General features: G+C 62.4%; 9 protein-coding genes. 3 read left to right on the plus strand and 6 right to left on the minus strand.

From position 1 onward, the window contains the following. The first annotated feature begins 36 nt into the window (after positions 1-36). From ACIA49_RS28110 to ACIA49_RS28120, 3 genes are read left to right on the plus strand one after another with little or no spacing between them, the layout of a single operon-like run. A complete protein-coding gene (locus ACIA49_RS28110; protein WP_396380353.1) occupies positions 37-1437 on the plus strand; it encodes a purine-cytosine permease family protein in 1401 nt (466 codons plus the stop codon). Beyond that, on the plus strand, positions 1434-1880 hold the full coding sequence (locus ACIA49_RS28115) for a nucleoside deaminase (RefSeq protein WP_396380355.1): 447 nt from the start codon (positions 1434-1436) through the stop codon (positions 1878-1880). The genes ACIA49_RS28110 and ACIA49_RS28115 overlap by 4 nt, the downstream gene beginning before the upstream one ends. Beyond that, a complete protein-coding gene (locus ACIA49_RS28120) occupies positions 1877-2836 on the plus strand; it encodes an isopenicillin N synthase family dioxygenase (protein WP_396380356.1) in 960 nt (319 codons plus the stop codon). Before ACIA49_RS28115 ends, ACIA49_RS28120 begins: the two co-directional genes overlap by 4 nt. Before the next feature lie 503 nt (positions 2837-3339). Here ACIA49_RS28120 and ACIA49_RS28125 read toward each other — a convergent pair. The 6 genes from ACIA49_RS28125 to tgmB form a co-directional block, all read right to left on the minus strand. Next, positions 3340-3594, minus strand: a complete 255-nt coding sequence (locus ACIA49_RS28125) for a hypothetical protein (RefSeq protein ID WP_396380357.1) — start codon at positions 3592-3594, stop codon at positions 3340-3342. A 22-nt stretch (positions 3595-3616) separates the two neighbouring features. Beyond that, a complete protein-coding gene (locus ACIA49_RS28130) occupies positions 3617-5239 on the minus strand; it encodes a DUF262 domain-containing protein (RefSeq protein WP_396380359.1) in 1623 nt (540 codons plus the stop codon). Continuing rightward, a complete protein-coding gene (locus ACIA49_RS28135; RefSeq protein ID WP_396380361.1) occupies positions 5182-5460 on the minus strand; it encodes a DUF262 domain-containing protein in 279 nt (92 codons plus the stop codon). The genes ACIA49_RS28130 and ACIA49_RS28135 overlap by 58 nt, the downstream gene beginning before the upstream one ends. A gap of 916 nt (positions 5461-6376) precedes the next feature. Next, positions 6377-9163 (minus strand): class I SAM-dependent DNA methyltransferase, encoded by a 2787-nt coding sequence (locus ACIA49_RS28140; RefSeq protein ID WP_396380363.1) that lies wholly within the window; start codon positions 9161-9163, stop codon positions 6377-6379. Then, positions 9160-12471, minus strand: coding sequence for a helicase-related protein (locus tag ACIA49_RS28145; RefSeq protein ID WP_396380365.1), 3312 nt, complete (start codon positions 12469-12471; stop codon positions 9160-9162). The genes ACIA49_RS28140 and ACIA49_RS28145 overlap by 4 nt, the downstream gene beginning before the upstream one ends. Before the next feature lie 353 nt (positions 12472-12824). Beyond that, positions 12825-13808, minus strand: a complete 984-nt coding sequence (gene tgmB / locus ACIA49_RS28150) for an ATP-grasp ribosomal peptide maturase (protein ID WP_396380366.1) — start codon at positions 13806-13808, stop codon at positions 12825-12827. Positions 13809-13812 lie beyond the last annotated feature (4 nt).

Here is a 13812-nt window from a genome sequence, read left to right on the forward strand (position 1 = left end):
GTTGCCGGGCTGCGCAACGCGCGCCACACTTTTCGAATGACAGCGGCTGAACCGACGACCGACGGGACCTACCGGGACCGCGTGTTCGCGGTCGAGCCAGGCGGGAACGAGGCGATCGCCGAGGAGGACCGGCACGGCAGGCCCAGCCAGTTGTTCTGGACCTGGATGTCGCCCAACCTCGAGTTCGCGACGATCTTCGTCGGCGTACTGGCTGTGGCCGTTTACGGCATGACCTTCTGGCAAGCGGTCGCGGGCGTCGCGGTCGGCACGGGGCTGGGGGCGGTAGCGCATTACTTTCTGTCAGCGCGTGGGCCGCGGCACGGCGTTCCGCAGATGGTGGCGGGGCGCTTGGCGTTTGGGTTCAAGGGGAATGCACTGCCCGCCGTACTGATGTCGATCACGGCCGGCGTGGGCTGGTTCGCAACGAACAGCGTCAGCGGCGCCTACGCGCTGTCCGCGCTTTTCGGTATCGGTCCACTGCTCGGGCTGATCATCATCGTGCTCGTCCAGACGGCGCTCGCGTTCTGCGGCCACAACCTGGTGCAGGCGTTCGAGAAGTATGCGTTCCCGGCTCTGGCCGTGATCTTCGCTGTCGCCTCGATCGCGATCCTGATCAAGTCGCACGCCGGTGCACCCGCGCTGGATCCCCTTGTAGGTAACGGTTCCTTCGGCGGCTTCCTCCTGACAGTCGGTACGGCGTTCGGCTACGCCGCCGGGTGGACGCCGTACGCCGCCGACTACACGCGCTACCTGCCATCCCGAGTGTCTGCTTTTCGGACCGGGCTGTTCGCGTCGGCCGGCCTGTTCGTGTCTTGCACGGTGCTGGAGATCGTCGGCGCGGCGTCGGTGACCATCGGGCCGGCCCTGTCCGACAACCCAACTCAAGCATTCACCGGTGAGTTGAGCTCGTCGGTTGCCAAGGCCACGCTCTTGGCCATCGCGATCGGCGCGATCGCCGCGAACTCCATCAATATCTACTCCGGCGCCATGGCCTTCGTGACGATCGGTGTGCGACTGCCCGCGCACATCGCTCGCGCCCTGGTCACCGTGTTCTTCGGCGTCGCGGGATTCCTCGTCGCGTGGTGGGCGCTCCCCGACGCCGCCACCAGCTACGAAGCCTTCCTGCTGATCATCGCCTACTGGGTCGGCCCCTGGCTCGGCGTCGTGCTCGCCGATCAATACCTGCGGCGCTCGCAGACGATCGCCCCTTTCCTGTATGACGTCTCCTACGCGAACTGGGGTGGCCTGCTCTCGTTCCTTGTCGGGTTGATCGGATCGGTCCTGTTGTTCTCCAACCAGGAGAAGTTCACCGGCTTCGTCACCAAGGCCGTTCCTGGGCTCGGCGACATCACCTTCTTCGTCGGATTTCTCCTTGCAGGCGGCGGTTACCTGCTGCTCTGCCGGTCAAGAATCGCTACCGAGCTGGCCGCAGCATGACCCCGTCCGAGATGCTCGACGTCGCCGTTTTGGAGGCGCGTAAAGGCTTGGCAGAGGGCGGGATCCCCATCGGGGCGGCATTGTTCTCTGCGTCCGGCCTGCTTCTGGGCACTGGTCATAACCGTCGTGTGCAGAACGACGATCCTTCGGTGCACGGCGAGACCGATGCCTTCCGCAACGCCGGCCGCCAACGCTCGTACCGCTCCACGATCATGGTGACGACCCTGTCGCCGTGCTGGTACTGCAGCGGGCTGATCCGTCAGTTCGGCATCGGTGCAGTGATCATCGGCGAGAACCGCACGTTCGAAGGCGGTCAGGACTGGCTCGCCGAGCACGGCGTACAGGTAACTCTTCTCGACGATCCGCGCTGTGTCACGATGATGACCGAGTTCATCGCCGCGAACCCGTCCTTATGGAACGAAGACATCGGGGTTTCTGAATGAGTGCGATCGCCACCATCGACATCTCCCGCTGGTACGCCGGCGGCACCGAAGCCGACGCAGTCGCCGCCGAAGTCGACGAAGGCCTGCAACGCGCCGGCTTCATCCTCGTCACCGGCCACGGCGTAGACCCCGACCTAGCCGCACGCGTGCGAGCAGCCAGCCGCGAGTTCTTCGCCCTGCCGACTGAGGTCAAAGCGCGCTACTCCGTACCAGTCGGCGGCCACGGCTGGCTGGGCCCCGGCGCAGAAGCCAACGCCTACGCCGAAGGCACCGAGTCCCCACCAGACCTCAAAGAGAGCTACTCCCTAGGCGCCGAAACCGCCACCGGCGACGCCGAGGTTGATCAAGTCTGGTTCGCCCCCAACGTCTGGCCCACCGAAGTCCCTTCCCTACAAGCCCTCGTCACCGAGTACACCGCCGCCATGCGCCAACTCTCCGACGACCTACTAGCCCTCTTCGCCCACGCCCTAGGCCTACCGACCAATCCCTTTGTGACCCTGGCCGATCGCCCCACCTGGACAATGAACATCAACCACTACCCACCCCTAACGGTCGTAGGCGCCCCCGAACCAGGCCAATTCCGCATAGGCCCCCACACCGACTTCGGCACCGTAACGGTGTTGGACCGCGAACCAGGCGCTGGCGGCCTACAGGTCCACTCCGCCTCAGCCGGCTGGGAAGACGCCCCCTGGCAACCCGGCGCCCTAACGGTCAACATCGGCGACCTCCTAGAACACTGGACCGCCCACCGCTGGCCCTCAGGCCGCCACCGCGTACTGCCTCCCCAACCGCAAGCGCCCGAGGAGGACCTCGTCTCGCTGATCTACTTCTACGAAGCCAACCACGACGCGCTAGTCACTCCGCTGCAACCACCGATCGGCAAGGTGACCGACCTACACCCCGTCACCACAGCCGCCTTCATCAAAGAACGCCTCGACGCCATCACCGTCAAGTAGGTCCTGTACGCCGAACTGTCGACCGCACCAACCGCGGTCCGCGCCAGACGGTTCCAACCATCCCCGCGTGCTACGCACTCGCTCCTTCGTCGCTCCCGCCACGCCCGCACCCGCCCACCCTTACCCCTCCGGGCTACCGCCCACCCCAGCGTGCTACCGCCCGCGCCCAACCATCCGGGGCCTCGCCTCGTCCGGTCTCTGCTGGTGTGATGCCGGCAGCACGAACCCAGCAGCCGTTCGTTGGACCTCCCTGGCCGTATGGGGTCATGAGTCTCGAGGAGCTGGAAGGGCGCTGGCATCGGCTGGCTGAGTAGACGCTCTATCCCTGATCTACTTCTACGAAGCCGACCACAACGCTCTCATCACCCCACTCCACCCACCGATCAGCAGGACCTCCGACCTACCCCCCCCAGTAACCACTGCAGCCTTCATCAACAACGCCCAGACGTAATCACCGTGGGATAACCCGCCAGTTGTCACCCGACGGGGTATCCCACAGAGAGTTAGATCTTCTTGTCCTTGATGCGCCGCTGTCCTGTGAAGAAGCCAGCTTTTGGTACGTGATAGGCGGCCGGGTTGACCTGCGGTCCGACCTCCGCGTGCATGGGGGCGTTTCCAGTCTCAAGCAGGAGCGCCCACAGGAGTCGATTCGTCTCGACTTGGAGGGCCAGCAGGCTCTCTAGCGCGACCTTGGACTGCGCGATATTGATCGAGTCTCCGTCTGCTTGAAGTCCCATCTCAACTCCGGTTCCGTGCATAGATGCTCGTTGCTGCCGGCCGTCAGCTCTCGGGTCCGTCGGTCTCCTGGTCTTCGGGATCCTCAGGCTCTGGCTCGAACGCCTCCGACGTCTCCGTGCCGCCCTCCACCGACCGAGAACCAATGTCGTGGGCGACAGACTTGCCCATGGCTTCTTGGATCAGGGCGCAGAGGGCCGCCCGGCGAGCGACGAAGAAGTCGAGGAATCGGTTCTCGCGTAGCGCCGCCACATCAATTTGGTGGGCGGCGATGATGGCGTCTAGCTCGTCCGCCGGTATGCCTACCTGGGTCTCGAGAGCGCTGAGGTAGATCGATGGCGCATGCCCGCTGAGCTTGATGTTGGTCCGCTTCGCCAACGGTGTCTTGTTGACGATGCTTTCGCGGAGCTCCTCGTCGATCTCGTTCTTGATGCACCACGCCTTGGGGAAGACGTGATGGATGTCGACCTGCATGTCGAGGAAATGCGCCTTGTTGAATGGCTGATTCATCAGCCAGTCCACCGTGTGCTGTCCCATCAACAGGGCATATACACCCTTGTAGGCAGCAGAGTTGCGGGTCCGCATCGAGTGCAGCCGTGACTCGACAAAGCTGGCGTCGTCGATGGTCTTCGGACGAGCCACGCCGTCACCGGAGGCTCGTGCCCACGCCGGCACCTGCTCGAGATCTCGAGCAAACCGGCATTCAATGGCTGCGCCGTAGAGCTCGCCAAGCACTCCACACCAGTACCACTGCTGCAACGCCTTGCGAACACCGTGAATGTCGGCGTCCTCACCGAGCACCACCCGGATCGTCGCCAGCGGCACGATCTGCTTGGGGTACGGAACATCGCGCGCGGTGTGGATGTTCTGAGCGTCGAGGAACCCAGCGACCCACTTCAGCGCCTCACGGACCTTCGGTGCCCACGCCAGATAGTCGGTCAGCTCAAGCCGGAGGATGTCCTCCTTCTTGGCTGTCGTCGCGGTCGGGCCGTGGTAGGAGGCGAGAAGACCGATGGCCTGCAGGAAGCCTGTGTTCTCCAGGTGGTCCAGGACGGGGTAGGCGGCCAAAGCCTGCTTGGTCTCACGCCAGTCGTCGTTGAGCCGGAAGTCCTCGCCATGCGCGTCGTAGTAGGCCTTGTCGCCGGCGAAAGTGGCAGTGAGGAGCTCAAAGACGTTCAGCGGAAGTCCGCCAGTGTTGACCTTCTCGAAGACTGTAGCCACAGCCGATTTGCTGGTCGCCGTGTCCAACTCGATGGCAGGGATGTTGTACGTCGACGCTGGGCCGATAACGTTTGCGTGGAAGTCAGCCCCGCTGCCGTCGGGCAGTGCAAAGAGCCAGTTGACCGTCTGGGCGCCGGAAAAGAGCAGTCGCAGCGGGAAGTACCCGTGCTCGCGCTCCTTGTCCTCATCCGAGAGATCGAGCACTATGGTCTTGCCGAAGTTGGTCCGAACGACTCCGTCGCCAGGGATGGAGACGACTGCTTCATCGATCCTGTCGTCACCGGCGAGAGCCGTCTTGATGTGGACGTAGTACCGACGTGCCAACCTCTTCCCTCGGCTGTCCTCGGTATCCACCACGCCGGTGCCGGTCAAAGCCTGCGTCAGTGAGGTCAAACGCTGCTGACCATCGAGTAGCAACCAGTCGGGCTCAGTCGCCTCCGCGAGCACGACCCCCTCGACCGGCCGAGGCTTGAACCGGATCTGGTCGTCCCAGCCTTCAGCAGCATCACGACACCAAGCGGATGACCCCGCAAGATCGTCACAAGCAGCTGACGAATGCGCTCGTCCTCCCACTTGTAGCCCCGCTGAAAGTCGGGCAGCTGAACCTTCCCACCCGTCGTCCACCTCAGAAAGTCGCTCAACTCATAAAGCGGTGTCTGAAACCCCACCAGTTCTCATCCCCTAAATCCTCGCGTTCGCGCTGATGCATCATCTCGGTAGTTGGTGACTCGACGCTCCAAGTACCGACGTAGCCGGAACTCCGGACGCCAGTCTGTGCGACCAGGCCGACCTGCGCTAGGGGTATGCGCAGGTGGACAGATCGGGGCGCGGAAGGAGATCGTGCCGTCCTTGGGCAGGGTCTGGGTGAAATGCCGAGGCGTGGCGGGCGCCGCACCCGGCGGGGCGTCCAGGTGGCGCGGCACAGAACACCTTGCTGACGATGATTGGGTCGATTCGGCAGTAGCGTTCTCGCTCCATGCAAGTGCGAACGGTCGGTCAATCCTGTGCTTGGGTCTAGTGCTGGGCTTTCCTGCGGTGAAGGCGGATGCTCGCAGGAGCGCCGAGATAGTTACACTCCACGCCAGGACATCGCTCCCAGTACCCGGCTAGTACGGCAGCGTCACGAACACTCACTTCCGGCCCGAACCCGTGCTGAGCGATTAGCTGTGCCACTGAGTTGCCGTAGCGTGCGGCCAACAGGGCGGCTTCGGCGATCTTGTCGTGCCCCTGGGAAAAAAACGAGCCGAGGCCGACCTCCGCGCCACAGCCACACCAGCAAGTACCAGTTGGCATTAGACGATTCTTTACCTTAGCCATACCTTCAAGATAGCCTTCCTAGGAAGCAAGTCAAGAAGATCTTCCTAGAATCTTCGCCTGGTCAACGGTGTGATACGAACCTTCACACAGCAGGCGAGCAGCCGGATGGGCACCGGCAGCCGTGGACCGAGAAGCGGTGCTGTTGGGCCGCGCAGGCACTCGCTCCTCCGTGTGGTGAGCGGCCAGACCCGAGGCCAACTGGACTGCACGGACGGGCCTAGCAGGGAGAGGCGTGGGCAGGGGTCCTGAGTAGTGCTCTTGTCTATGTCATCGCCGCCGGCGTTGGATCCGTTCGCTGAGAAGATCGGAGGTCATCTCCGCGTAGCACTCGAAAAGGATGTCTTCGCGTTGGAGCTCCGACATGCCTGGGCCGCCGGATCGGCCGAAAGCTGCGTCGACTGCTGAGTCCAGCGCGTCGTGAGCCGCCTTCAATCGCGGATCGAGATCGCCAGGCAAATAGAGGTCGGCGAGCGGACCTGTGCCCACTTCTGCTCGTGCGCTCTCGATCGCTTGTCCTGATGCAATGATTGCGTCTCGAACGTGTGGATCCGGCATAGGGAACGGGAAATTGTTCCAGACGATGGTGTTCGAGAATCTCAGTCGAGACTCGAGTCGACCGCCCACTGTTTTCTGCCACGCAAGGAACATCGAACTCGTCAGAATCGCAAACGCCAGCCCATCGGGATCCGAGACCATAAAGTTCGCGTCGCCGCATATGACCTCGGGACCGAATCGCGCCACCAGGAAGTAGTGCCGGTCTTCGGACACGTGTCGCGGAATTCCGACGAATGGCACGTCGTGAACTGCTGGACGCTGGCCGAACAGGTGGGGCGTCGCTGCCATCGCCGCGGTAGACGCAGCTCGGCTCTGCGATCTGAGCTCGCGTACGGCATCAAGGCGCTGACGCAGTACAGGTGATTTCGCAATGTCGGCCGGGTCGATGTCCACCATCCACAGGCACCACCGGTCCCCACCATGGAGCAGTTCACGTGCCTGGAGGAAGCGGCGGAGGTACTTGCGCGCAATGGGGTCTGCGCGAACCTCGTCTACCTCCTCTGGCTCGACAATCAGGTGGCCGCCGTCGCGAGCCATTGCCCCGAATGTGACGGGAGCGAGCACCGGAGAGATGGGTTGCGAGCGCTTGATCGCGTAGACGATCGGGCCGTCAGCGAGGTACCCGTTGATGCGCTTCGCGGGGATGACGGTGGGCTTGGCCTTCGGGGTGTCGTAGTCGTACAGCAGCGGCTTCGCAGGGCTGCGTGCGAACCCGACAATCACACAGTGAACGGCTGCAGCGTTGGTGGCCTCTGACTCCCAGGCGAATGTGCGATGGGCGAATTTAATCTGCCACCCGCCAGCGAAGATCGGCTCGAACAGGTGCGGGACCGGATCTCCCTGAGTGACGGAACTCGTCGTGACGAAAGCCCAGAGGCCGTCTGTGGTTGCGAAATACCGGAGCGCCCTCGCGTGCCAGCCTGTGACGTAGTCCAGCCGGCTAATGTCATCGCGACCCCAAGCGTCACGAAGTTCCTCGGCTTGGGACTCTGATCTCGTTGCATGCCCCAGGAACGGAGGGTTGCCTGCGACGATCACATTGGCCGATGGCGGGCAGACCTCCTCCCACGGGATCCGCAGGGCGCTTCCGACGACGATGCGGGTCTCTCGCTGGATCGGTAGCCGCTCTGGCGCCTCTCCGAATCGTTCTCTGAGCTGGAGGTCACACTGACGATCCACGAGGAACATTGCGGTCTCGGCGATCCGGGCAGGCCACTCGTCGATCTCGATCCCGTAAAAGTGGTCCAGAGTGACCTTTAGGTCGAGCGTGGGATCGAAGGAGAGCTGAGTGGAACCCTCGAGTTCCTGGAGCGCGAGCATCACGTCGAGTTCGAGCAGGCGCAGCTGCTTGTAAGCAGTGATGATGAAATTCCCACACCCACACGCCGGATCCATGAACCGGATCGCGCCAAGGTTGTCCCACAGCGCCCGCAGGGCGTTGAGCTTCTTCCGGGTGGTATCCCTGCCAAGCGCCGCCCCGAGCTCGGCCCGAAGCTCGTCGAGGAAGAGTGGCTCGAGGGTCTTCTTGATGTTCTCCTCAGAGGTGTAGTGCTCCCCTAGGTCACGTCGGGTCTGAGCGTCGCGAACAGATTGGAACATCGAACCGAAGATCGCCGGGCTGATTGTCGACCAGTCCACCGCGCAGGCATCCAGGATGGCATCACGGAAGTCCTGGTTGAGCGCCGGTAACTGGATCTTCTCCGAGAAGATGCCGCCGTTGACATACGGAAACGACCGCAGTTCCGCTGGCAGGCCAGCCCGGCTGTTCGGGGGAGTGTCGAGAACCTCGAACAGCTCATTGAACCGGTCTCCGATGTCGGAACCGGCCCGTGCGGTGTGATCCTTGACGAAGTCCTGGAACAGGTCTGATGCCCACATCTCCGTGTCGTCCCCGAAGAGCAGGAAGAGTGCCCGAGCCAGGCTCACGGAGATCTCATGGTCGCGCTTCTTGGAGTTATAGCCGTCCGGATAGGCTTTCTCTATCGCAGCGTACATTCGCGCCATGAGCCTGGACGCCTGCTTTGTCTCGTGCTGGCTTTCGACGTCGAACGCGGCACGCACCTTCGCCAGCACAGCGTTGACGTCCAGGAGTACGTCATCGGGCAGTCGGATGGCCTCGAGCTTCTCTGCGAAGCGAGGGTCATTCGAACCTGTCCTATGCACGTGGCGTGCAGTTCGAGAAGCGACGCCGGCGCCCTTGCTGCTGCGAGAGGGCCACCGCCACGCTTGCTTGTCGGCCTCATGAAAGATCACTAACCGGTTCGTGGTGGTCTTTGCGATCAACTGATCAAGTCGCGCCTCAATCGCAGATCCTGGGAGCGCCGGTACTTCCCAAACCCGGAGGCCTTTGTAGGACGATACATTAGTGGCAGTCAGCGTCGCGCCGTTATCTAGCTCAAGGACTAAAGGTCGTTGGTCGGGAGCGCCCCAATAGAGATCAAAGCGGAACAGCCCGGCGTAGTCACGCTTCTCCGACTTCGCAACCAGGTCGTCACTCATCGATCTGTCACCCCAATTGAGCATACGATCTTGATCTCGTCTCGCTCGCTTGTGCCGATAGCCAGGCGCTCGTCTTCGTGTAGCTGTTTCACCAAGTCGGCAAGGTCTTGATCGCCGTATCGTCCACGACGAGCCTGCCGCAGCCGGGCGCTTGCGTATTCGGTAAGCGGCCGATCCATCATCGCGGACAGTGCTTCGCTGGCATCGGCGCCGAAGATCGTGCCCCCAAGTCGCTCGACGACCCACTTGCGGATCCCCCGCAGGTTTCCGGCCGCGACCATTTCAGTGGTCAACCTATCCCGGACGAGCCTGGTCTCTCGCTCGAAATGATCTGTCCGCAGTTCTGCTGTAGGCGTCGACTCCTGTGCCCGGAAGATGTGAAGTGCCTCAAGTGGAGTAATGAGGCGTTCGACGAGGTTGCCCTCCATATCGCTGTAGGACATTGCGAACGCGTCGACTCCTGAAGTGGTGCTCGCGTAACAGGTGACGCCGCTGCGAGTCTCATGATCGTAGGGGTCTCGGGTGCTATGCACCATGTCCTGCATCCAGGCAACTTTGCGTGCCAGCTCTGGCTTGTCATCCTTCGCTCGCGACCAGACCAGCCAGGCCTCGCTAACTGCGTCAGCCTCACCCTCGCTGGCGTCGAGCTGGTCGTCGTCGGGGATGCTCCCCTTGTATAGGTCGTCGATGATGTTGATCTCGTCTTCGTCGCCGAAGAACCGCTCGTCGGAGCCGAACGCCGCGGCGTTGTCTCCCAGCCGCTGGCGGATTCGTTGCCGCAGTCGGGTAGCCTGCTCGACTTTCTCATGCGTGATCAAGTAGATGAAGACCTCCTCGGCTTTCTGCCCGATCCGATCGACACGCCCGGCTCGCTGGATGATCCGGATGATCGCCCAGGGGAGGTCGTAGTTCACGACAATGTGCGAGTCCTGCAGGTTCTGTCCCTCGGACAGGACGTCCGTAGCGACCAGCACGTCGACGGGGTCCTCGACTTCGTCGCGCGCCTCCGCCGCGCCGGGCAGCCGGTTGCTATCTGGTGAGAATCGACGTGCTATACCAGCCGCGTCCTCAGTCTCCCCTGTAGCGAGCCCGACATTCTCTATACCGGACTCTCGCAGGGCATCGGCGATGTACCCTGCAGTGTCGACGTACTCGGTAAAGACCAGCACTTTCTCACCGGGGTGCTCTGTGCGTAGTAGGTCAACCAAAGCATTGATCTTGGAGTCCTTGCTCGAGTCCCATGCGCCAAAACCTTGTAGCAGCTCAGTCAGGATCCGATTGTCCCGCTCGAGGTCCTTGCGTAGCGCCTTCTTGAAGATCTTCGTGCTTAGCCACTTGGTCGACGGCGGAAGCTTGCGCTGGAGGTCGTTATAGCGGATGTCCATGCTGCCATGCAGGTCGATCTCGTCGTCGAGCTCGCGGTCGCTGACCATGAACTGGTGATCGCTGAAGCTGCCCAGCGGTACGTCGAGCCTCTGATCGATCGCGTAGATGAACAGGTCGTTGCGAGCCCGCTGACGCTGCAGGCTGAGGATGAACGAATGCCCGGAAGACGACAACCGCTTGAATAGGCCGATGCGAACGAACCCGCTGACGTTGCCGCGCCCCGAGCGGATATCGGCTAGGGTCCTGACATCCCGCTCGGCGTGCGGGGCCTTCGGATCGTCGTACTCTGCCAGTCGGTATCGCGGAAGCGTGAGATCCCGGATCGCGTCCAGTGTGTCGTCTTCCTCCATAAGCCGTGCCGGGTCATCGGCGGCGAACGAATGGCTCAGAGGTTTGGCGACGCGGTTGGGGAAGTAGAACCGCTGACCGTTGGCAAATTGCAAATACTCCTGATCCGCCGCCGTTCCGTCAGCCTGGACAACATGTTCTTTCTTCGCGGTGCGCTTCACGAACGACCGTGTGCGACGCACCAGGTGATCGGACATGAGTCGCTTCCAGTCCTCGGGCTCTTCTGAGCGCCGGAACGCCGCGAGAGTGGTGACCTTCCCATCGACCTTGTCGGCTAGCGCTGGGTCCTTGCCCAGGGCCACCGTGGGCTGGATCCCGAGGTCTTCGTCATCATCGATGTATAGGCCGATCTGATTGGCGACGTCGGCGAACGCGAGGTTGTACGGCGTTGCGGTCAGAAGGAGGACCTTCGAGCCGTTGCGCCGCACGTACTCCCTGATGGCTTCCGAGGCCTTAGTGGTGTTGTTACGCAAGTTGTGCGACTCATCGCAAATGACCAAGTGGAACCGCTTGAGTTCGGGGAGGCGCTTATCAGCCATCGAGTACGGGATGACTCGGGCTCCAGTGAGTTCGTACCTCTCGAGATGCTCCTCCCACATCCGCTCGAGGTTCTTCGGGCAGAGCACAAGCGTGCTGTAGTCCTCAGCGGCCTCCAGCATCAGCGCGGTTGCGACTGCGGTCAGCGTTTTGCCAAGTCCGACGACATCGCCGAGCATCGTTCCGCCGCGACGCACAATGCGGCGTGCGAGGGTGCGCACGGCGGTCTCCTGGTAGTCAAGGAGCAGATTCTGCATCGAGGGCGGCAGCACGTACCCCATGCCCTCGCGGGCGTCCTCTGACAAGCTGTGACAGACCTTGAGGTAAACCTCATATGGCGTCGGTTGCCGCTCTGAGGCCCACGAGTCTTCGATGAGGTCGATGATTTCGGCGGTGATCTTCAGCGAGAACGGCGCACTCCACCGGTCCTCGAACCACCCGGAGAGCCTCTCGGTGGCCTGGGCGTCGACCACGTCAATGTTCAGCTCGAGGTTTCGGTAGAATCCCGCAGCAGTCAGGTTTGACGAGCCGACATAGGCGCGCTTCTCGAGGTAGGGGTTCCCAGGTGCGTGGAAGATGTAGGTCTTCCCGTGCAACGGGGCGTCGGTGAAGACCTTCATTTCCACGGCCCCAGACGCCAGCTGGGCACGCAGTTGCTGTAGCACGCGTTGTTGGGTCTGGTTGGGAAGGCCGCGCATCAGTTGATTGCGCAGGTGCCGCACCAGTAGCTCTTTGGCCGCCATTGCCTTCTCGAGGCTGTTGACGTCCGCGCCATACGCTGCCGGCTGCACCTGCTCCTGCAGGCCGCTCAGCATGGCGGCGGCTTCCGACGGCATCACCATCCCGATCAGGGCTCGAGCAATCGGGCGGTTGGATTCTCCCTGGTGCTTGGTCGCCACGATGTCGGCGAACCCGCTCCAGCCGCGCAGGTCCAGATATCCTGTCGCGACATCTACTGAGTCGAAGTTACTCAAGTCGCCCCGGAGGGCCGGACCGAGACGGCTCTCATCGGTGAGGTTGTCGAAGATGCTCGGCACTCAAAACCCTCCCCGCGCAGTGCCCAATTGTGGTCTCGAACACTATAGAGAAATTGCCCTGCTTGCTGGCATGGCGCTGAGCCGCCGTCGCAGGCTTAAGGCCACGCTCATCGGGCCTCATTCCGTTCTATCGGAACCCCCGGTAGAACGTTACCGAGGCGCCTCTCGAGGAGAGATGGTTCCGGTCAAGATAGCGGGACAAGCGACGAAGGCCGATCAGAGGAGCGGAACCAGGGACGACGAGCTGCTGTACTCTTCTCAGAAGTGTCCGCTGAGCAGACATCCAGGCTGGCTAGTCAAGCTTGCAGATTTGGCACGGGCGATCCTCACAAGCAGGAGCACGGCTTCCGTCTTCAGGAGGCTGAGACCTCAGTCAACCTCGCAAGGGCTGTTGCGAGGTTGACTGAGATCGCGTTGGCAATCGTGTTGGCGACTTCTGGGAGCCATGCCCACTGGCCGTTGGTGTTGATCTCGAGGAAGTGCCAGGTGCCGTCGAGGGCGACGACGAAGTCAAGTACGCCGAAGACCAGGTTGAGGTGGCTCATCAGTCGGGCAACGCCTGTGCGTACCTCGTCGGGGATTTCGGCAGGTAGGTAGGTCAAGGGGGCGTAGTCGGCGCGCCAGTCGAGCGTCGCGTCCTCGCTGTGGGCGTGGATCTGGACCCCGAACATCCGCGTTCCGACCACGACCAGACGGATGTCGTGGCTCTTGGGAACGAACTGCTGGAAGATGTGCGCCGTCAGTCGCACGGACTCGTCAATCTCCTCCGCCGCGACGGGACGGACGATGGGTGTTGGTATGTGGGCGGGGTCCTGGGCGAAGTCTCGCCCGATGCCCTTATAGATCACTGGCCCTTGCTGTTCGGAGATGAAATGTCGGGCCGCGGCCGGATCGTTGGTAATGATCGAGCGTGGAGTGACGAGTCCCGATGAGCGGGCGAGCATGAGTTGGTAGGGCTTGCAGGAGGCGACGCGCGCTGCGACTGGGTGATTGATCCAGCGACACGGCAACGACATCAGCACGCCGGTAAAGCCTGCCTGTGCTTCCGTTGCCGCGAACTCGCGCTCGTCATCTGTCATGTCTGCCGGCAGCCGGAAGGCGGTCGGCCGACGACAGTAGATGCTTCGGATCTCTGCGAGGTTGATCTCGCGGTCAGCGTGCCGGAGGACGCCTATCCACCCGCCATCGTTGTGTGCTTCCAGCGTGAGCTCCGTTGGGAAGTCAGCTAGGTCGCAACGAAAGACTGGGGTTCCGGATTCGTGGAGCTTCTGGACGACGAGGTCGGCGGTGATGTCTCTCGGGTTCGTGAGGACCAGGACCGTCTGCTCGTCGTCCATTTAC

This window comes from Kribbella sp. NPDC051587 (genome assembly GCF_044453945.1).
In the GTDB taxonomy this organism is placed as follows: Bacteria; Actinomycetota; Actinomycetes; order Propionibacteriales; family Kribbellaceae; genus Kribbella.